General features: G+C 68.4%; 17 protein-coding genes and 1 pseudogene. 5 read left to right on the top strand and 13 right to left on the bottom strand.

From position 1 onward, the window contains the following. The 5 genes from EQG76_RS03985 to EQG76_RS03965 form a co-directional block, all read right to left on the bottom strand. On the bottom strand, positions 1–487 hold a 487-nt coding region (locus EQG76_RS03985; protein ID WP_200840537.1), incomplete at its 3' end, for a pyridoxal phosphate-dependent aminotransferase. Between the two features lie 80 nt (positions 488–567). Beyond that, positions 568–1,773, bottom strand: a complete 1,206-nt coding sequence (locus tag EQG76_RS03980; protein WP_159710805.1) for a multidrug effflux MFS transporter — start codon at positions 1,771–1,773, stop codon at positions 568–570. 65 nt (positions 1,774–1,838) lie between these two features. Next, positions 1,839–2,819 carry a type II asparaginase gene (locus EQG76_RS03975; protein WP_200840536.1) on the bottom strand — a complete coding sequence of 327 codons (981 nt, stop codon included), beginning with the start codon at positions 2,817–2,819 and terminating at the stop codon, positions 1,839–1,841. Continuing rightward, positions 2,816–3,772, bottom strand: coding sequence for an amino acid ABC transporter permease (locus tag EQG76_RS03970; protein WP_235031199.1), 957 nt, complete (start codon positions 3,770–3,772; stop codon positions 2,816–2,818). The genes EQG76_RS03975 and EQG76_RS03970 overlap by 4 nt, the downstream gene beginning before the upstream one ends. Further along, positions 3,769–4,599 (bottom strand): transporter substrate-binding domain-containing protein, encoded by an 831-nt coding sequence (locus tag EQG76_RS03965; protein WP_159710803.1) that lies wholly within the window; start codon positions 4,597–4,599, stop codon positions 3,769–3,771. The genes EQG76_RS03970 and EQG76_RS03965 overlap by 4 nt, the downstream gene beginning before the upstream one ends. A 121-nt stretch (positions 4,600–4,720) precedes the next feature. Here EQG76_RS03965 and EQG76_RS03960 point away from each other — a divergent pair, with 121 nt between their 5' ends. From EQG76_RS03960 to EQG76_RS03950, 3 genes are all read left to right on the top strand, one after another. Next, the gene (locus tag EQG76_RS03960; protein WP_159710801.1) at positions 4,721–5,617 is read left to right on the top strand and encodes a dihydrodipicolinate synthase family protein; all 897 of its coding nucleotides are present in this window, start codon (positions 4,721–4,723) and stop codon (positions 5,615–5,617) included. Between the two features lie 194 nt (positions 5,618–5,811). Then, entirely contained in the window at positions 5,812–6,750 is a 939-nt protein-coding gene (locus EQG76_RS03955; RefSeq protein WP_159710799.1) for a methylenetetrahydrofolate reductase, read from the top strand. A 61-nt stretch (positions 6,751–6,811) separates the two neighbouring features. Next, positions 6,812–7,639 carry a class I SAM-dependent methyltransferase gene (locus EQG76_RS03950; RefSeq protein ID WP_159710797.1) on the top strand — a complete coding sequence of 276 codons (828 nt, stop codon included), beginning with the start codon at positions 6,812–6,814 and terminating at the stop codon, positions 7,637–7,639. A gap of 22 nt (positions 7,640–7,661) precedes the next feature. Here EQG76_RS03950 and EQG76_RS03945 read toward each other — a convergent pair whose 3' ends face one another. The 4 genes from EQG76_RS03945 to gatC form a co-directional block, all read right to left on the bottom strand. Further along, positions 7,662–9,296 (bottom strand): calcium-binding protein, encoded by a 1,635-nt coding sequence (locus EQG76_RS03945; protein ID WP_159710795.1) that lies wholly within the window; start codon positions 9,294–9,296, stop codon positions 7,662–7,664. A 223-nt stretch (positions 9,297–9,519) separates the two neighbouring features. Then, a complete protein-coding gene (gatB, locus tag EQG76_RS03940) occupies positions 9,520–10,971 on the bottom strand; it encodes an Asp-tRNA(Asn)/Glu-tRNA(Gln) amidotransferase subunit GatB (protein ID WP_159710793.1) in 1,452 nt (483 codons plus the stop codon). After that, positions 10,968–12,446, bottom strand: a complete 1,479-nt coding sequence (gatA, locus tag EQG76_RS03935; protein ID WP_407925502.1) for an Asp-tRNA(Asn)/Glu-tRNA(Gln) amidotransferase subunit GatA — start codon at positions 12,444–12,446, stop codon at positions 10,968–10,970. Before gatA ends, gatB begins: the two co-directional genes overlap by 4 nt. A gap of 2 nt (positions 12,447–12,448) precedes the next feature. Further along, entirely contained in the window at positions 12,449–12,736 is a 288-nt protein-coding gene (gene gatC / locus EQG76_RS03930) for an Asp-tRNA(Asn)/Glu-tRNA(Gln) amidotransferase subunit GatC (RefSeq protein ID WP_159710789.1), read from the bottom strand. Positions 12,737–12,809: 73 nt separating this feature from the next. Here gatC and ruvX point away from each other — a divergent pair, with 73 nt between their 5' ends. Further along, positions 12,810–13,292 carry a Holliday junction resolvase RuvX gene (ruvX, locus tag EQG76_RS03925; protein ID WP_159710787.1) on the top strand — a complete coding sequence of 161 codons (483 nt, stop codon included), beginning with the start codon at positions 12,810–12,812 and terminating at the stop codon, positions 13,290–13,292. Between the two features lie 109 nt (positions 13,293–13,401). Next, positions 13,402–16,230: a S8 family serine peptidase gene (locus tag EQG76_RS03920; RefSeq protein ID WP_159710785.1), complete on the top strand. Its 2,829-nt coding sequence runs from the start codon at positions 13,402–13,404 to the stop codon at positions 16,228–16,230. Between the two features lie 70 nt (positions 16,231–16,300). Here EQG76_RS03920 and EQG76_RS03915 read toward each other — a convergent pair whose 3' ends face one another. The 4 genes and pseudogenes from EQG76_RS03915 to EQG76_RS03900 all read right to left on the bottom strand — a co-directional run bounded on the left by EQG76_RS03915 (position 16,301) and on the right by EQG76_RS03900 (position 19,394). Further along, the gene (locus tag EQG76_RS03915; RefSeq protein WP_159710783.1) at positions 16,301–16,846 is read right to left on the bottom strand and encodes a DUF4142 domain-containing protein; all 546 of its coding nucleotides are present in this window, start codon (positions 16,844–16,846) and stop codon (positions 16,301–16,303) included. Continuing rightward, positions 16,846–17,463 carry a NapC/NirT family cytochrome c gene (locus tag EQG76_RS03910; RefSeq protein WP_159710781.1) on the bottom strand — a complete coding sequence of 206 codons (618 nt, stop codon included), beginning with the start codon at positions 17,461–17,463 and terminating at the stop codon, positions 16,846–16,848. Before EQG76_RS03910 ends, EQG76_RS03915 begins: the two co-directional genes overlap by 1 nt. A gap of 53 nt (positions 17,464–17,516) precedes the next feature. After that, positions 17,517–18,309 (bottom strand): annotated as a pseudogene (locus tag EQG76_RS03905) (molybdopterin-dependent oxidoreductase); the annotation flags it as partial. Between the two features lie 146 nt (positions 18,310–18,455). After that, complete coding sequence (locus EQG76_RS03900) at positions 18,456–19,394, bottom strand: MBL fold metallo-hydrolase (protein ID WP_159710807.1); 939 nt, start codon at positions 19,392–19,394, stop codon at positions 18,456–18,458. Positions 19,395–19,397 lie beyond the last annotated feature (3 nt).

Genomic DNA, 19,397 nt, shown 5'->3' with positions numbered 1-19,397 from the left:
CCGGGCGGAACCCGGTCTCGGCGTCGAGCGGCACGTTCACCATCACCGCGGCGGCGGCGGCGATCGTGGCGGGATAGGTGACATAGGCCGGGGCTGGCACCACCACCTCGTCGCCCGGGTTGAGCAGGCACTGGCAGGCCGCGAACAGCGCGCACTGCGCGCCGGCCAGCGCCACGACACGCTCCGGATCGACCGGGCGGCCGGTGAGCCTGCCGTGGTGGTGGGCGATCGCTTCGCGCAGTGCCGGCTTGCCCTGCACGTCGGCGTAATGGGTGCGGCCGGCATCCAGCGCGTCCTTGGCGGCCTGGCGGATCCGGAAGGGCGTATCGAAGTCCGGGTCGCCCACCGACAGGACGATCACGTCTTCGCCGCGCCGGACCCTGGCCATCGCTTCAGTATGGATCAGCCAGGCATCGGTCGCGGGGCCGGCCAGGCCGCTGGTCCAGGCGGCGAGTTCCGGTGTCCTCACGTTCATCGGCTCCTTCACGTCGTGGCTCCAGGCTCGAAGGATGCAGGGGCGGCCATTGCCCAACAAGCCCCGGCGTCCGAGGGCAGCCGGCCCATCACTCAGGCGCGCTGCCGGTGGATCGCGAAGGCGAAAGCGATCTGGGCGATCACGGCGCCCAGACTGAGCACGAGGGCCGCAGCCAGCGCCGGGTCCGGCCCGGAAGCGGTCAGCGCGGTGAACAGGGCGCCGACCGTCATCTGGATGAAGCCGTAGAGGCCGGCGGCCGAGCCGGTCAGGCGCGGATCGATGCTGATCGCCTTGGTCAGCGCCGGTGGGCTCGACATCCCGGCGCCCAGGGTTAGGAGGGACATGGTGCCGACCGCCACCGGCACCGTGAGGAGTCCCAACAGTGTTGCGGCGAAGAAGGCGAGGGAGCTGACGAGGACCAGCAGACTGGCACCGATGATCAGGCGCTCCATGGTGACCCGGCTGATCAGCCGGCCGGTCAGGACATTGCCGGCGGCCATGCCGACCATCAGTAGGCCCAGATAGATCCCGACCTCGTGCAGCGGGCGGTGCAGCTCGTGGACGAACAGGAAGGGAGCGACGGCGATGAAGGCGTAGATCGCAGTGGTGGTGCAGCCCCCGCCCACGGCGAAGCCGAGGAAGACCGGTGAGCGCAGGAGATGGCGATAGTCCTGGAGCAGGGAACGGGTGCTGAGCCGTCCACTCGGCCGCCCGGTCTCGGGCAGGAGCCGCCAAACCGAGAGGAGGTTCACCGCGCCCAGCGTCACCAGCACCAGGAAGATCGAGCGCCAGCCGAGCATAGTGGAGAGCGTGCTGCCGATCATCGGCGCCAGGGCCGGACCGGCCATGGTCATGAGGTTGAGCAGGGCCAAGCGGCGCACGGCGTCCTCGGAACCGGCAGTGTCCCGTACGATCGCGCGGCCCAGTGCCAGCCCGGCGCAGCCGCCCAGCGCCTGCAGCAGGCGGGCAGCGATCAGGGAGCCGGCGCCGGGTGCGAGGGCCGCGCCGAGCCCGGCGGCGGTGTAGAGGGCGAGGCCGGCCAGCAGGGTCGGTCGGCGACCGAAGCAGTCGGAGAGTGGGCCGTAGATGAGCTGCCCTACCGCCAGGCCGACGATATAGAGGCTGATCGTCATCTGCATGGCGCCGACGCCAGCATGGAGGTCGGCGGCCGCGACCGGCAGGGCCGGCACGAACATGTGCATGGCCAGCGTGCCGCTGAAGGTCACCAGCACCAGGAGCCAGAGCGGCGGCTGGCGAAGGGCGGCGGAGCGGCGGGAAGCGTCGGCGGCTTGGGACATGACCCATTGATGGGGCGCCGTCTGCCAGCAAGGCAACCGCTGCCTGGCAGGGCAGCCATGCGCCTTCAGTACGTGTCGAATGCCGCCTGGATGGCCGCCCGGTCTGCGCCGTCGAGCAAGGCCAGTTGCAGGAGCACGCGCGCCTTGCCGGGCTTGAGCTCGCCGGCATGGACGAAACCTAGCGCCGCATCGTCGACCTCGCCCGCGGCCAGCACCGCGCCCGCCGGCAGCCTGGTGCTGCGCACCACGGCGATGCCCCGTTCGGCCGCCTCCATCAGGGCGTCGAGGGCAATCCTGGTCATGTTGCCGTTGCCGACCCCAGCGACCACAATGCCTTTGGCACCCGCCGCGACCGCGGCATCGATCAGCTCGCGGTCCATCCCGGCATGGGCGTAGAGGATCACGACCTTGGGCAGTGCGTCATGGCCGCCAAGGTCGAAACTGGCGGGACGCGGGTCGGGTGCGCGGTGGAAGCGGGGGCAGCCGCCGGCGACCGTGCCGAGCGGGCTGCGCTCGGGCGCCTGGAAGGCGTCCACCCGGTTGGCGTGGGTCTTGTAGACGTCGCGCGCGGCGAAGACCTGGTCATTCATCACCACCAGCACGCCGCGGGCCTTTGCGGCGGGATCGACCGCCACGGCCACCGCAGCGGCGAGGTTGGCAGGCCCGTCCGCGCCGATCGCGGTGGCCGGGCGCATCGCCCCGGTGAACACGATCGGCAGTTCGGCCCGGACGGTCAGCTCGGCAAACCAGACGGTCTCCTCCAGCGTGTCGGTGCCGTGGGTGACGACGATGCCGGCCAGGCCTGGCTCCTTGGCGAGCGCGCTCAGCCGGCGAGCCAGCTTCAGCCAGACTGCGTCATGCATGTCCTGGCTGCCGATGCTGACGAGCTGCTCGCCGCGGATGGCGGCGATGCGGTCCAGGCCCGGCACGGCGGCCAGCAGGGCGTCGATGGCGAAGCTGCCGGCGGTGTAGCCATGGGCGACATCCTGCGCCCCGGCGATGGTGCCGCCAGTGGCCAGGACGTGGACGAGGGGACGAGCGGTCACGGCCGAACGCCCTTGCCGTAGTGGCGCTCGATCCGCGCCTGGATCACCTCGAACACCGCGGAAAGCAGCCAGTAGATCAGCGCCGCGGTGATCAGCATCTCCATGTACTTGAACTCGGCGCGTCCATAGGTGCGGGCCAGGAACATCAGCTCCCATACACCCATCACCGAGACCAGCGAGCTGTCCTTCAGCATGGCGATGAACTGGTTGCCGGTGGGCGGGATGACCAGCCGCATTGCCTGGGGCAGGACGACCAGGCGCATCGCCTGGGCATCGGTCAGCCCCAGCGAGGCGGCGGCCTCGCGCTGGCCACGGCCGACCGCCTCGATGCCGGCGCGGAAGATCTCGGCCATGTAGGCGCCGTAGCACAAGGAGAGCGCGATGATCCCGGCCGGCACTGCCTCCAGAGTCAGGCCGATCTGCGGCAGGCCCAGATAGATCAGCAGCACCTGCAGGAGCAGCGGGGTGCCGCGGAAGAAGCTGATGTAGAAGGTGGCCACCCCGAAGGCCAGGCCGTTGCCAGACAACCGTGCCAGTGCGCCCACCAGGGCCAGCAGGGTGGCGAACGTAATCGAGACCAGGCAGATCACCACCGTCAGGACGGCCCCCTGCAGGAAGGCTTGGCCAGCGCCAAATCCGAGCAGCCCCGGCACGTTGGCCAGAATGAAGCGGTAGTCCAGCCCGAAGCTCCAGAAGAACAGGGCGAAGACCAGCAACAGCTCGGCCCAGGCCAGCAGCACCTGGAACTCGAACGGCATCCGGCGCAGGACCAGGATGTTGGCGACCGCGAGGCCGGCGACGAGCAGGCCGCCGACCAGCCGGGCCAGGACCGGCGGCAGGCCGGCCAGGCCCGGCACCGTCCAGGGGAACGCGGCGGCGAGCAGGAAGACGATCAGGCCGATCAGGGCCAGGCGGGCGTCCCGCCGGTCGAGGAGATCCGCCAGCGTGCTCACTGGGTCAGGTCGGTGCCGTAATACTGCGCGGACAGCCGGGCGAGCGTGCCGTCCGCCTTCATCTCGTCGACGATCCGGGTGATCTCGGCGCCGAGCTCCGGATCGCCCTTGTCGATCGCGACCGAGAGCGGTTCCTTGAACAAGGGCTCGCCGACGATCTTGAACGGGTAGCCGCGCTCGATCGCGTCCAGGATGGTCGGCAGGGCGGTGAACGCCGCATCGAGGCGCACACCGTCGCCCAAACGCAGATCGTCCAGGGCCAGCAGGTCGGTGTCGTAGGTGCGGATCTCTGCGTCGTCGATCTGGTAGGTGAAGGGCGGCGCATCGGCCACGTCGATGGTCAGGTCCTTCTTCAGGTAGCTCTCATAGGTGGTGGCGACGCCGACCCCGATCCGCTTGCCGCTGGCATCGGCGGGGGTGGCGATCGTCTTATTGTCCTCGTGGACCACGAGCGAGGCCGGAGTGAAATAGTAGACTGCCGGGAAGTCCAGGACCTGCGCCCGCTCCTTGGTGGGCGTCATGCTGCCGACCGAGATGTCCCAGCGCCCCGCCCAGCGCCCGGCGGTGATCACGTCCCAGCCGGGCGTGACGAAGCGGATGTCCACGCCGAGGCGCTTGGCGATCTCCCGACCAACATCGATGTCGAAGCCCTGGAACTCGTTGGTCGCCGGGTCGAGCGAGGACTGCGGGGGATATTCCGGATCGGTGCTCATCGTCAGCACGCCGGCACTCCTGATCCGGTCGAGCGCCTCGCCGGCGGACACCTCGCCCGCTGCCAGGAGCGAGAGGGCGGCTGCGAGCATGGCACCACGGCGCGAGAGCGACATTTCCGTTCCCCCGGAGCAAGGCGATATTGCGGCAAGGATGACGAGGCGCGTCCAGCACGGCAAGCTCGGCGCGCTCCGGTGGCCGATGCCACTGGGAGCTGGTCGGGAGGAGGATGAGCCCATGACGACGCCGGCCTTTTCCGGGATCTGGCCGATCCTCTACGCCTTCTTCGACGAGCGTGACCGCCTCGACGAAGGGGCGCTCTTGCGCCAGGTCGAGGCCTGCATCACCGCCGGCGCCGACGGGATCGCGGCACTGGGTCTGGCCACCGAGGTCGCCAAGCTCTCGCCCGACGAGCGCGCCATGCTGCTGCGCTGGCTGACCCGGGCGGCCGGCGGGAGGGTGCCGGTCGCGGTCACCGTGTTCGGCGAGAGCGAGGCCGAGCAGGTCCCCTTCGCGCGCATGGCCGCAGAGCTCGGTGCTTCCTGGGTGATCCTGCAACCGCCGCCCCGCCGACCGCTGCCCGAGGACGAACTGCTCCGCTTCTTCGGCAGGGTCATCGACGCCTGCCCGATCCCGGCCGCGATCCAGAACGCGCCGGACTATCTGGGCGTGGGGCTGTCTGACCCGGCGATCCGGCGGCTGAAGGACCGCCACCCCAACTTCCTCCTGCTGAAGGGCGAAGGCTCTGCGGTCTCGATCCGGCGCACCATCGACGCGCTCAAGGGCGAGGTCGCGGTGTTCAACGGCAGGGGCGGGCTGGAGCTGCCGGACATCCTGCGTGCCGGCTGCGCCGGGATGATCCCCGCACCGGAGCTGGTCGACGTCCAGGTCGCGATCTGGCGGACGACCCAGACCGGCGACTGGGCGGAGGCCGACCGGCTCTATGCCGAAGTTCTGCCGCTCATCGTGTTCGTGATGCAGTCGATCCCGCACCTCGTGACCTACGGCAAGCGGGCTGCCGCCCGTCGGCTGGGGCTGGGGCCGGTCCATGACCGGGCACCTGGCGACCTGCCTACCCCGTTCGGCCTGGCGGTGCTCGACCGGCTGCTGGCACCGCTGCCGCCGCTGCTCTGAGCATTATCAGATCGTGTCGCATTCACGCGAGGCTGCTCGGGCGGCAGGGGCATGGGCAACCTTTTCGGGCGTGGAAAGCCATGTCGCTTTCACGAAACCCGACAGGCCGATGCGCACCAGAAACGCAGCGCATCCGACCCCATATACTGGGCTGTCGGGGCTCCATCCCGGCAGCGGCGCGGGGATGACCGTCCATGGCGGTGGCGTTTCGGGATCTGTTCGGGCGGCGGAACACGGCCGGTGGCGCCGCGATCGCAGCGCAGGTGACGGGGCTGGCGCAGGGCTGGTCGATCGAGATCACCGCCAAACAGGCGGCCAAGCTGGAGCGGCTGCCGCTGCCCAAGGGCACGCGGGTCAACATTGCCTATCTGCCGGACGAGGAACCCCCGGCGATCCTGCAGACCGCAGCGCGGCTGGTGTTCGAGGGCATGGTGCCGGTACCGCACGTGCCGGCGCGCACCTTGCCCTCGGCCGCAGCACTCGACACCTACCTGCGCGGCCTGGCGGCGGTGGGCGTGCGGGAAGCACTGGTGATCGGCGGCGGTGTCGCCGTTCAGCAAGGGCCGTTCGCCAGCAGCATGGATGTGTTGAGAACCGGCCTGTTCGGGGAGCTGGGCTTCAGCCGGGTCGCAGTGGCGGGCCATCCCGAGGGCAGCCCGGACATCTCCACCGAGGGCTTGGCCGCGGCGCTGGCCGAGAAGAACGAGTGGGCAGAGACCGCCGGCCTCGAGGTCGAGCTGATGACCCAGTTCTGCTTCGACGCCGCCAAGGTGGCGGCCTGGGAGCGGGCGATCCGTGCTGCCGGCAACCGGCTGCCGATCCGGGTGGGCCTGCCCGGGCCGGCCTCGATCAAGAGCCTGCTGCGCTATGCCCAGATGTGCGGCGTGGGCAATTCGCTCTCCTTCCTCAGCAAGCGAGGCGGCAACGTCCTGCAGCTCGTCACCGCCGCCGAGCCGGACGGCTTCATCGTCGATCTCGCTAGGGCCCTGGCGGCCGAGCTTGGCCATCTGGTGGCCGGGCTGCACTTCTATCCGTTCGGCGGCTTCGAGAAGACCGCGAACTATGCCGGTGCCGTCGCGGCAGGCCGCTTCGTCGTAGAGGGCGACGGCCAGGGCTTCAGCCTCACCGCCTGAACCGGCCTCGCCGCCACCGAGGACCGCGCCTATGCTAGCCTCCTGCAGGGAGGCAGCGGAAATGGCCGATGATTTCCAGCGCTTCGAGCGCGACGTCCATGACCGGCTGGCGCCGACCTATCGCGACCGGTTCGAGCCGGTCACTGCCCTGGCGGTGGAAGGGCTGCTGGAGGCGGCCGGGGTGCGGGAAGGGGGGCGCCATGGCGACCTCGCGGCCGGTAGCGGCGTGGTGGCGCTGGGCGCCCTGGCGAAGGGGGCGAGGGTCGATGCCTACGACCTGAGCCCCGGCATGCTGGCGATCCTGGAGGGGCGAGCGCCGGCGATCCATGCAGTCGCCGCCACGGTCGACCGGCTGCCGGTGGCGGACGGCCACTATGATACGCTGACCATGGGTTTCGGCATTGGCCACCTGCCGGCACCCGAGGCGGCAGTGGCCGAAGCGCTGCGGGTGCTGAGGCCCGGCGGGCGGATCGCCCTGTCCTGGTGGGCGGATCGCGACGAGAACCGGGTGAACGGCCTGTTCGTGGACCTGATCGAGGAACTGGCCTTGAGCGCGCCGCCCGAACGACTGCCACCGGGTCCACCGATCTTCCGCTTCGCCGACCGCAAGGCGCTGGTGCGCCTGCTGGATGACGGCGGCTTCGTCGATGTCTGCCTGGAGACGCTGGCCTTCCGCCACGTCGTGCCGGCTGCCGCCGACTGGTGGGCGATCGGCAGGGGCGCCTTCGCCCGGGTCTCGGCGATCCTGGATGCCCAGTCGCCCGAGGCGCAGGAGCGGATCCGCATGCTGTTCTTGGAGCGGGCGGAAGCCTATCGGGACGGTGACGGCATCGGGATCCCGATCCGCTTTCATGTGGTAAGCGGCAGCGCTCCGATGGGACAGGCCTGAGGCGGCGCTGCCGGAACCGCCTTCAGCCCGTCACGAAATCATCCGGCGTGAGGCTGGTGACGTCGAACAGGGTGATGGTGCCTGCGGCGGCATAGCCGCGGACAGTGTGGGTTTCGTCGCCCGTGCTGTGGGTCACTTCCGCGTTCGCGCTGAAGATCCCGAGGTCGATCACCAGGCTGTCGCCGGCGTTCCCGCCGAAGTGGATGAATTGCTCGGTCACCGCGTCGTCGGCTGCGGTGACCCGCCCGTCGGCATTGGTATCCAGATCGGCGAACCTGAACTCGTAGCGCTCCAGGACGCCGCTGCCGGAATCGAAATTCTGCCAGCTGATCCGCAGCCGGTCGCCGTCGCTGAAGTCGGTGATCAGGTCGTTGACCTGGTCGAAGAGATTGCTCGGGCTGTCGGCCGCCTCCCGGTCGCCATGCATCGCATAGTTGAACTGGTCGGCGCCGCTGCCGCCGGTCATGATCGTCCGGTCGCCCAGTTCGGTCTGGCCGCTGCTGAGATCGTCATTGCCGGCCCCGCCGATCAGCCGGTCGCTGCCGAGGTCGCCGCGCAGGCGGTCATGGCCGGCGCCGCCATCCAGCCGGTCGTCGCCGAACCCGCCGAACAGCCAGTCGTCGCCATCCTCGCCGCGCAGATTGTCGTCCCGGCTGCCGCCGAACGCAAAGTCGTCGCCCGCCCCGGCGAACAGGGTCATGGCGCCGAAATTCTCGGGCCAGAGTGGCTCGTAGGGCATCTCGATCCGGTCTTCGCCCTGGCCGGCATAGACGACGTTCTCCCCGCCGCCCGGCCGGATCAGGTCGTTGCCATCGCCCGCCAGGATCAGGTCATCGCCCATGGCGCCATGGATCCGGTCATCGCCGACCCCGCCTTCCAGCCGGTCCGTGCCGTCGCTGCCATCCGGAGTCTCGGTCGGCTCGTAGACGCGGTTGCCGCCCACCAGCAGGTCGTTACCGGAACCACCCAGGAGATGGTCGTCCCCGGTGCCGCCATAGAGATCGTCGTTCCCCGCGTCGCCCTGGATGGTGTCGTCGCCGCCGTCGCCCCACAGCCGGTCGCGCCCATCACCGCCGGACAATGCGTCGTTGCCATCGCCACCGCTCAGGCGGTCGAAGCCGGCATCGCCGAAGAGCCGGTCGTCGTGGATCTCGCCGCGCAGGAGGTCGTCGCCCAGCCCGCCATAAAGGTCGTCCTTGCCGTTGCCGGCGTGAATGGTGTCGTTGCCGGCATCACCCCACAGCCGGTCGCGGCCGTCATTGCCCCAGAGGCTGTCGTTGCCGTCGCCTCCACTGAGCAGATCCAGGCCCGCATCACCCCTGGCCACGTCGTTGCCGGCACCGGCTCGCACCAGATCGTTGCCCTCGCCGCCCCAGAGGTCGTCGTTGCCGGCACCGCCAAGGATCGTGTCGTTGCCGGCATCGCCCCAGAGCCGGTCGCGCGTGTCGCCGCCGTCGATATGGTCGTCGCCGTCACCGCCGCTGATCAGGTCGAGCCCTACCTCGCCATAGATCCGGTCATTGCCTTGCCGGCCATGGATCAGGTCGTCGCCGGCCCGGCCGAACAGGGTGTCATTGCCCTTCAGCCCGTCGATCGTGTCGGCCACGGCCGTGCCGTAGATCCGGTCGTTGCCATTGGTCCCGGTGAGTGTCGCCATCTGCAGACTCCCTGGTCGCGGCGATGAGGCCCGTGATGATCGGTCCTCATGACTCCGATCGCATGCACCCAGGGATCACCATTACGTGATGCCAATCAAATTATTTACGTTTGGTAATGTTATGCCACAGTCGGCTGAGCCGGGAAGCAGTGGCGACAGGCGCCTTCAACGGACGCCGGGCGACGCCGGCTGGCGAGAAACCTGCCAGCCGGCGACTGCCCGATCAGATCCCCAGCTTCTTCGCCACGATCTCGTTGACCACGCCCGGGTTGGCCTTGCCGCCAGTGGCCTTCATGACCTGGCCGGTGAACCAGCCGGCGACCTTCGGGTTCTTCTGGACGGTGGCGACCTGGCCGGGATTGTCGGCGATCAGCTTGTCGACGATCGCCTCGATGGCGCCGGTATCGGTCACCTGCTTCATGCCGCGCTCCTCGACGATCTTGTCCGGGGCGTCGCCCGTGTCGAACATGATCGTGAAGACGTCCTTGGCGAGCCGGCCGGAGAGCGTGCCGTCCTTGATCAGCCCCAGCAGCTTGCCGAGGTTGGCGGCGCTGATCGGGCTCTGGGTAATGTCCATGCCCGCCTTGTTGAGCCGGCCGAACAGCTCGGTGATGATCCAGTTCGCGGCCTGCTTCGGGTCGCCGTGCCTGGCGGCCTCCTCGTAGTACTCGGAGGTCTCGCGCTCGGCGACCAGCACCCCGGCGTCGTAGGACGAGAGGCCGTATTCCGCCATGAAGCGGGCCCGCTTCTCGTCGGGCAGCTCCGGCAGGCTCGCGCGGATCTTCTCGACGAAGTCGTCCGGCAGCTCCAGCGGCAGGAGGTCGGGGTCGGGGAAGTAGCGGTAGTCGTGCGCCTCCTCCTTGGAGCGCATCGAGCGGGTCTCGCCCTTCACCGAATCGAACAGGCGGGTCTCCTGCTCGATCACGCCGCCGCTTTCCAGGATGTCGACCTGGCGGCGCGCCTCATACTCGATAGCACGCGCCACAAAGCGCATGGAGTTGACGTTCTTGATCTCGCAGCGCGTGCCGAACGGCTGGCCCGGCTTGCGCACCGAGACGTTGGCGTCGCAACGGAGCGACCCTTCTTCCATGTTGCCGTCGCACGTCCCGAGATAGCGCAGGATCGAGCGCAGCTTGCGCATGTAGAGGACGGCTTCCTCCGGATCGCGGATGTCCGGCTCGCTCACGATCTCCATGAGCGCCACGCCCGACCGGTTCAGGTCGATCAGCGTGGTGTCGTGGCCCTGGTCGTGGATCGACTTGCCGGCGTCCTGCTCCAGGTGGAGGCGGGTGATGCCGATCGGGCGCTGGCTGCCGTCCGGCATGTCCAGGATCAGCTCACCCTTGCCCACGATCGGGTGCTGGTACTGGCTGATCTGGTAGCCCTGCGGCAGGTCCGGATAAAAATAGTTCTTCCGCTCGAACACCGAGACCTTGTTGATCTCGGCCTTGAGGCCCAGGCCGGTGCGCACCGCCTGCTCCACGCAGTAGGCGTTCACCACCGGCAGCATGCCGGGCATGCCGGCATCGACCGGGCTGACCTGGGTGTTGGGCTCGGCGCCGTAGGCGGTGGCCGCACCGCTGAACAGCTTGGCCTGGCTGGAGACCTGCGCGTGCACCTCGAGACCGACCACGATCTCCCAGGTGCCGGTATTGCCTTCGATGGTCCAGCTCATGCCCGAGCCTCGATGCCGTAGGGAAGCGTGTTGAACTGTGCGGCCTCTTCCAGCGCCGCACCGATCTGGAGCACGGTCGGCTCGTCCCAGGGCTTGCCCATGATCTGCAGGCCCAGCGGCAGGCCGTCCGAGGACAGGCCGGCCGGCACGCTCATGCCGGGCAATCCTGTCAGGTTGGCGGTCACCGTGAACACGTCGTTCAGGTACATGGCGACCGGGTCGTCCGGCTCCTCGCCGATGCGGAAGGCCGGGGTGGGGGTGGTCGGCGCCAGCACCGCGTCGACCTCCTCGAACACCTTCCGGAAATTGTTGACTAGGATGCGGCGGACCTTCTGCGCCTTGACGTAATAGGCGTCGTAATAGCCGGCCGAGAGCACGTAGGTGCCGATCATGATCCGGCGCTTGGCCTCGTCGCCGAACCCGGCGCCGCGCGACTTCTCGTACGTCTCGGTCAGGTTGCGGCCCTCGACGCGCAGGCCGTAGCGCATGCCGTCATAGCGGGCGAGGTTAGAGGACACCTCGGCCGGCGCAATGATGTAGTAGGTCGCGAGCGCATAACGGCTGTGCGGCAGCGAGACCTCCTTCACCTCGGCACCCTGGGCGCGCAGCCAGTCGGCCCCCTGCTGCCAGAGCCGGTCGATCTCGGGCGAGAGGCCCTCGACCCGGTACTCCTTCGGGATGCCGATCTTCAGCCCCTTGAGCGACTTGCCGATCCCGGCCGTGAAGTCCGGCACCGGCAGGTCGGCGGACGTGCTGTCGTTCGGGTCGTGGCCAGCCATCGCCTGCAGGAGGATGGCGCTGTCCCGGACGTTGCGGGCAAAGGCACCGGCCTGGTCCAGCGAGGAGGCATAGGCGATGATGCCGAAGCGCGAGCAGCGCCCATAGGTCGGCTTGATCCCGGTGATGCCGGTATAGGCGGCCGGCTGGCGGATCGAGCCACCCGTGTCGGTGCCGGTCGCGGCCAGGCACATGCGCGCGGCCACGGCCACGGCCGAGCCGCCCGAGCTGCCGCCCGGCACCAGCGGCTTGGCGTCGCTTGGCCGGGTCCAGGGGCTCTTCACCAGGCCGAACGCGCTGTTCAGGTTAGCCGAGCCCATGCCGAACTGGTCGAGGCTGGTCTTGCCCAGGCAGACGGCACCCGCCTCCCAGAGCTTCTTCGTGACCGTGCTCTCATAGGGCGGGACGAAGTTGCCCAGGATGTTCGAGGCAGCGGTGGTGCGGATGCCCTTGGTGCAGAACAGGTCCTTCACCGCGATCGGAATACCTTCCAGCGGGCCGGCCTCGCCCTTGGCGATCCGCTCGTCCGCGGCCTTCGCCATGGCCAGCGCCTGCTCGGGCGTCTCGGTGATGAAGGCGTTGAGCGCCCGGTGGCACTCCATCTGGGCGATAGAGGCCTCGGTCAGCTCGACCGCCCTGAACTCCCTGGCGGCCAGGCCCTTTTTAGCTTCGGCCAGCGTCAGCCGGTGGAGATCCACGCTCATTCGACCACCTTCGGCACCACGAAATAGCCATCCTGCTGGGCCGGCGCGTTCGCCAGCACGTCCTCGCGCCGGTTGCCGTCGGTTACCTCGTCGGCCCGCCAGTCCTGGGTGATCGGCATGACCGAGCGCAGGGGCTCGACCGCATCGGTGTTCACTTCGCCCAGCTGTTCCACCCAGCCGAGGATGCCGGACAGCTCCTTCGCCAGATGCTCCTGCTGCTCTTCAGGAACCTCGAGGCGGGCCAGGTGCGCGATCTTCGCCACCGTGGCCTTGTCGATCGCCATGGATCTCTGGTCTCCTGCACGCGAAAAACGGAAAACGCGGCCGGATATGGCCGCAAAGGGCGCACGGAAGCTAGTGTCAGCATCCATCTTCCGCAACCATGCCGACTTCGCCGCCATCCTGCCAAAGCGCGGCGGCCTCCTGGCCCTGGACGTCAGTAAGCGGGCGATCGGTCTTGCCGGCACCGATGCCGAGCGGCGGATGGTGACGCCGCTGTTCACTCATGTCCGCAAGTCCTGGGCGCATGACCGGGAGACGCTGCTCCGGCTCCTGCGCGAGCGGCGGCCCGCCGGACTGGTGGTTGGCTGGCCGCTCGGCCTGGACGACCGGGAGAAGGAGGCCTGCGACCGGGTCCGCAACTTCCTGGACCTGTTCGTGCCGCTGGCAGGTCTGCCCGTGTTCCTGCAGGACGAGCGGTTCACCACCGGCGGCGTGGAGGCCGCGATCGAGGCGGGCGAGCTGCCGCCGCCGGGCAGGAACGGGAAGATCGACCATCTGGCGGCGGCGATGATCCTGGCCGAGGCGCTGCGGTCGATCAGGGCACAGCCGACTGAATAGGATGCGACAGATTTTCCGGATACTGACCGGAACTTGAAAATAGAAATCCGCCCAAACAAGATCATCTGTGCGGATTGCGCACAATAAGACGCCCGAGGCGGAAATCCACATGCCGAAAATCGAGAATTCGACGTTCCTGGATTTGACGTCCTACCGGAGCACGGATAAGACCACCGTCGCCGAGGCCCATGACCTCGATCCTTCGGAGATTCATGCGGCACCGCCCGGCTTGACGATCAACGTCGCGCTGAGCCTGGAGCGCGCCAATGACCCGACCGAGTTGCTCAGCCAGGACTGGGGAACGCGCCAGAAGCTGCTCGCCCAGATGGAGGCGGACGGCACGCTCTGGACCACGTTCGGCGCCGATCCGGCTGCCTATGACACGCTGGTTGACCGGCTCCACGCCAACGGCATCACGACGCTGGGCGTGGACGAGGGCTATGTCTCCTCGGCGGAATCACGCACGGTCTGGGTCAGCCTGAACGCCGACGACTTCCAGAACCTGTTCGGCACGGAGCTGCTGGTGGCCGGTGATCCGGCGGATCCCGATCTCGTCTTCTGGAACGGCGATTTGTCAATCCCGGACGGCTGGAACGTCACGCCCGACGGGCTGTGGGTCGATGTCGGCCTCCCATCGGCCGTTGCCGACCTCACCGACAGATCGGTCGAGCTGCCGCAGGGCTGGCAGAGCATCGGCAACGGCTCGACGGCGGGCGCTACGGAAACGCCCACTGCCATCAGCGAGCACTACAAGTTCCCGCTGGTTGGCAGCGACCTTGATACCGGCACCATTGCGCTGATCGAGACGGGAGTCGGTGCTGCCCTGCCCGAAGAGTCGACCGTCACGTTCCAGGAGCAGCTCGATGCCTACCGCAAGGCACTGGGCTTCGACACGGCTGGCCGCTTCTACGTGAACAACCCGGGACATCAGAGCTACGATGACGAGAGCGGCGGCGAGCGCTCTCTCGATGTCGGGGTCGTGGCAGGGGCGGCACCGAACAGCACGATCGGCCTCTATGTGGGCTCCTCCCCGGAGGGGACGGTGTTCACCTCGTTCCAGTCGGCCATCTGGGATCAGGATGCCAATCCCGAGGTCATCGCGTCCTCGTTCAGCGACGTGCAATTGCCTGCGCCCGATTCGCCGTTCCTGGACGCCTATCGGGAGCTGTTCGTGGATGCGGCGCTCCGCAATCAGTCGATGTTCGTCATGACCTATGATGGCGGCTCGGGGAACGAGCTCGGCAACGGGCTCACCAACGTGACTCATCAGCTTGCCAGCCCTTACGCGGTGACGGTCGGCGGAACGTCCCTCAGCACGGTGTCGGCCGCTGCGAACGACGTGACCCTGGACCGACTGGTCGAACTGGCTGGCGAGCACGATCTCGGCACGCTGCAGCAGCTGATCGCGGGCGGCCTGGATGTCCTGCCGGGGAACGCATCCGGATCGGCGATTCTGGTCGAGACCGTCTGGAACCAGTACCGGCTCGACGGCGACACCCTCACCACGGACTATACCGAGAACGCCGCCAGCTCGGGTGGCGTGGATGTCACCCAGGACGTTCCCGGCTACCAGGCCGATTACGGACTGCTCCCCACTACGAGCGATCCGCTCGCTGAAACCGGGCGGGGCATGCCGGACGTGGCGGCGCTGGCCGGCGGCAACATGTTCTATCTGGTGCCGTCTGCCGACATGACCCAGTTCGAGGCCAGCGGCGGGACCAGCGCGTCGACCCCACTCTGGGCGTCGCTGGGTGCCCAGATCAACGCCGTGTTCGCCGACCAGGGGCTGCCGCAGCTCGGCTACCTGAACGACCTGTTCTACACGGCAGCGGTGGTGGCACCCGGCTCGTTCAACGACGTCCAGCTCGGCAACAATGTGTCGAGCTATGTCGAGGGCGGCCCGATCAAGGGCGATCCGAGTGCCGAGGAACAGATCACCCTCACGCCGACCGGGTTCGGCTACGAGGCCGGGCCCGACTATGACCTGACCACCGGGCTAGGCTCGCCGAACGGCGTCCTGCTGACCCGGGCGCTCACGACCCTCGCCCACAGCCAGCTCTATGCCGATGCTCCTGGCATCCTGGACGATGCTGGCGGCAGTGCGACCAGGCAGAGCCTCCTCCTGCAGCCGATCCTCGCCGGCGATGGCGGGATCGACCTGGTCGCGTCGGGCGGCACGGTGTCCTGGAACGCGAGTGCCGGCTCTCCTCATGCCTGGACCAGCCAGTTCGCGCAGCAGGTCCTGCAGGCCGACTTCGACGGTGACCTGGTGCGCCTGTTCGACGAGCATGCCCAGTCGCGCCCCTACGAGCTGGCGCTCGACCAGGGGGATGATCTGGCGATCACCATCGGCGGCGAGGCTACCGGGACGCCGCAGGCCGGCCTCACCAACGACTACGGCTTCATCGACTATGTGACGGGCGAGCTGGACAGCGCGTTGCAGGTGGCGCGTGCCGTGGCCGTCGCGGACACCGCCGGCGGTGCCGACGATCAGGAAGCGGTCATCCGGCTGCGCCAGAACGGCAAGAAGGAGGTCTCGGTCCTGTTCTACGAGGTCGACGACTTCACCGGCCGGATCGGCGACTTGGCACCCGGCGATGATGGCTATGATGCCGCCACGCTGGGGCGTGCCTATGCGACCGGTGACGGCGACGCGTGGATCGAGGGACCGGGCTTCGGCGAGTTCCTGCAGACCAGCATCACCGATGTCGATGCCGGCGACCTGATCGCGATGCGGCTCTCGGCCGGCGACGACGAGTTCTTCGCCTTTGCCGATGCCAACGTGCAGGCAGGCGGTGCGCCTGCCACCCACTTGTGGAACTACGGCCTGAACACCTGGGGCTGGGAGGACATGAAGGGCGGCGGCGACTTCGACTACAACGACATCGTCGTCCAGATCGACTTCACCAGCGCCACCGGCAGCGCCCTGGTGGCGTGACCCGTCGCGGCCTGTCGGCCGTCCCGGCCCGCCATTCGCTGGCCAGGACAGCCAGGGCCGGTGGTGCGGCTCAGGGCTCCACGGCCTGCATCATGGCGCGGGCGGCATCGAGCCGGTCCCGGAGCTGCGGCAGGGTCTCGGCCGCGAGTCTGGTCAGCACTTCGTCCTGCGACCGTTCCGCCGCCTGAAAGCCCAGGATCTCCTGCTCCAGCGCCTGGACCTGGACCTCGGCGTAGCGCCGGCTGAGCGCCAGGTAGTCCAGGGGCTCGAGATTCTCCAGGACGACCCGGTGCCCGAACTGCTTGCCTTCGGGCAGGGTGACGTTTTCCGCTCGGGCGACCTCCTGCAGGCGGGCGATCTGCTCCAGGCGGAACGCCACCATCCCTTGCGCGAACTCCTTGACCTCCGGCCGCGTGTCCCTGGACGCCGCAAGCGTGGAGGCCTGCTCCTGCAGCACCGCCGAACTGTGGGCGAATGCCAGAAACTCGCTGCGATCGATCGGCTCCGCCGCGGGTGCGGCGGCCTCCTGGGCCATGACGGCGGCAGGCGGAAGCTGCGGCGCCAGCAGGGCCAGTGCCGTGCCGAGCAGCAAGATAGTGGCCGGACGGATCGTCATCACTGCCATCCCGGAACGCCGGACATGTCCGGGAGCCTGTGCGCGATGCCCTTGTGACAGTCGATGCAGGTGCGCTCGCCGGTGAACAGGAAGCGCTCGTGCGCCTGGGCCGCGCGCGGGTTCTGCTTGGCCAGGTCCATGGATTCGTCGGAGTGGCAATTGCGGCATTGCAGCGAGTCGTTCGCCTCCATCCGCGCCCATTCCCGCTCCGCCAGATGGCGGCGCAGGCCCAGGAACTTCTCGCGCGTGCTGATCGAGCCGAAGATATGGCCCCAGACCTCCTTGGATGCCTGCATCTTGCGCGCGATCTTGTTGGTCCATTCGTGCAGCACGTGGAAGTCCGGGCAGCCCGGGTGCACGCCCGAGCGGTTCACGAAGTGGATGGTGCCCTGGAGCTCCTGGTAGACGTTGCTCTCCATCTCATGGCAACTGATGCAGAACTCGGTCGTGTTGGTCGCCTCTAGGGCAGTGTTGAAGCTGCCCCAGAAGATGATCCCGGCCGCGAACCCGCCGAGCGTCAGGAAGGCCAAGCTCAGGGTGGAGGCGGGCTTGAGCGCCGTGCGCACGACGGGCAGCCCGCGAAACCAGCGCCACAGGCGCACGATCGCGCCCGCCATTACCGGCCGCCCCGGTCACCGGGCTGGCGCTCCGGCTCGGTCAGCTCGTCCATGTCAGCGAACAGGTTCTCGACCAGCGACTGCGCCGTGGTCTGCGGGACATGCAGGACAGGCGTGTACTCGCCAACCAGCTCGGCATAGGCGTCGAAGTCGCTGGGATGCGAGACCTGGGCGTCCTCGCCATGCAGGGTTACGCTGCTCCAGCACGTGCTCCGGCCGCAGCCCATAGCCGATATCGGTGTTGACCAGGCGGAAGTTGACGTGCCGGTCGACGAACTTGCGGTTCACCGCACCGGTTTGGATGATGTGGTTCGCGATATAGTTCATGCTCGCGAGGTCGGTGCCGGGCGTGAAGATCACCGCATCTGAGAGATCGGTGGTCCGGTGCTCGTAGGTGGAGAGCGTGTGGATGCGGACATGCTCGGCAGTCAGGCGCCGGTCGGTCACCCGGGTCCACAGGACCGGGTGCATCTCTGCCATGTTCGAGCCCCAGAGCACGAAGGCGTCGGCGCCCTCGAAGTCGTCGTAGCAGCCCATCGGCTCGTCCATGCCGAAGGTGCGGATGAAGGTGACGGCGGCGGACGCCATGCAGTGCCGGGCGTTCGGGTCGAGATTGTTGGTGCGGAACCCGGCGCGCATCAGCTTGGACGCGGCATAGCCTTCCCAGATCGTCCAATGGCCCCGGCCGAACATGCCGACCGCTTCGGGTCTCTTCTCGCGCAGCACCTTCTTCCAGTGCTCCGCCATGGTGTCGAACGCCTGGTCCCAGGAGACCGGCTGCAACTCGCGACCCTTGGAGAACCTGCCGTCGCGCGTCCGCATCAGGGACTGGGTGAGGCGGTCCGCGCGCTTCCCCAATCTAAAGTGGTTCCAGGCGGATAGGAGGAGTGCCGCTTCGCTATAGCCCGGCCGGAAATAGGCGCAGTGCTGATCGTGCCGCAGGCACGAGCCGGCGGCACCACTCTCGGACCTGGCCCGGAGCCCGGCTTGGGTCAGAGGTTGAGCTGGTAGCTCACCGGCACCCAGCGGAAGCTCTCGCCGCTCCGCTCGATGAAGCCCAGGGCCGGGAAGGGCATGTGGTAGCCGCTGACCACCAGCCGGTCGGTTGCCGCCATGTCCAGGATCCGCCGCCGGGTCGCTGCCGCCGCATCCTTGTCCATGTCGAAGCGGACATGCCAGTCCGGGCGCTGCACCGACATGACATAATGGTTCGCGGTATCGGCCCAGAGCAGCAGGCGCCGGCCGTCGCTCTCGATATGGTAGGCCATGTGGCCGGGGCTGTGGCCGAACGCGGCGACGGCGCGGATACCGGGTACGACCTCGCCCTCGTCGGCGAGGAAGGTGGTCTTCTCGGCGAGCGGCATCATGTTGGCGCGGAACAGGGTGGCGCCCTGCTCGGTGGCGCCCGAGAGCCGCTCGTCGGCCGCCCAGAAGTCGAATTCGACCTGGCCGGTGACGTAGCGGGCATTCGGGAAGGTCGGCTGGCCGTCGCGCATCAGCCCGCCGATATGGTCGCCATGCATGTGGGTCAGTACCACCACGTCCACCTGGTCCGGGCCGTAGCCGGCGGCTCGCAGTTGATCGACCAGGAATGCCGCGGTCGGCTGCCGGCCAGGCACGTTGCCGGTGTCGAACAGGACCACGGCCTCGCCGGTATCGATCAGCACCGGCGTGTAGCTGTTCTCCATCCGGTCGGGCGGCAGGAAGTTCGCCTGGGCCAGTTCCTGGACCGCCTCGACCGGCTGATCCTGGCCGAAGGTCGGATGCGGCCCGTCGCCCTGTACATAGCCGTCCAGGAGGGTGGTGACGCGGAAGCTGCCGAGCCCGAAGCCGTAGTGGCCGGGCCGGGTCAGGGGCGCATCCTCGGCGGCCCGTGCGGCCGGCAGGCGGGATCCGGAGGCGAGCAGCCCACCAGTCGCTGCCGCCAGCAGGAA

The organism is Geminicoccus flavidas (assembly GCF_009806515.1).
GTDB classification, from domain to species: Bacteria; Pseudomonadota; Alphaproteobacteria; order Geminicoccales; family Geminicoccaceae; genus Geminicoccus; species Geminicoccus flavidus.
The sequence above is the reverse complement of the archived record's forward strand: the minus strand, read 5'-3'. Positions and strand labels throughout refer to the sequence as shown.